The 358-nt window shown below is 52.8% G+C and carries 3 tRNA genes; all 3 read left to right on the top strand.

Annotated features, from left to right (window positions below):
- Positions 1 to 99 precede the first annotated feature (99 nt).
- A tRNA-Val gene (locus F8162_RS14910) sits at positions 100 to 175 on the top strand.
- A 4-nt stretch (positions 176 to 179) separates the two neighbouring features.
- Positions 180 to 255, top strand: a tRNA-Thr gene (locus F8162_RS14905).
- Between the two features lie 10 nt (positions 256 to 265).
- A tRNA-His gene (locus tag F8162_RS14900) sits at positions 266 to 341 on the top strand.
- Positions 342 to 358 lie beyond the last annotated feature (17 nt).

The following is a 358-nucleotide window of genomic DNA, read 5'->3' as shown; positions in this document are numbered from 1 at the left end:
GTCACACCCGTTCCCATACCGAACACGGAAGTTAAGCTCTCTAGCGCCGATGGTAGTTGGGACCTTGTCCCTGTGAGAGTAGGACGTTGCCAGGCAAATGGAGGATTAGCTCAGCTGGGAGAGCACCTGCCTTACAAGCAGGGGGTCGGCGGTTCGATCCCGTCATCCTCCACCATTTAGCCGACTTAGCTCAATTGGTAGAGCAACTGACTTGTAATCAGTAGGTTGGGGGTTCAAGTCCTCTAGTCGGCACCAGAAAATCATGGCGGTTGTGGCGAAGTGGTTAACGCACCGGATTGTGGCTCCGGCATTCGTGGGTTCGATTCCCATCAGTCGCCCCATTTTTCTTAAAATAATT

The sequence above is a fragment of the Bacillus sp. CH140a_4T genome, from assembly GCF_008923725.1.
Lineage (GTDB): Bacteria > Bacillota > Bacilli > Bacillales > Bacillaceae_G > Bacillus_A.
The sequence above is the reverse complement of the archived record's forward strand: the minus strand, read 5'-3'. Positions and strand labels throughout refer to the sequence as shown.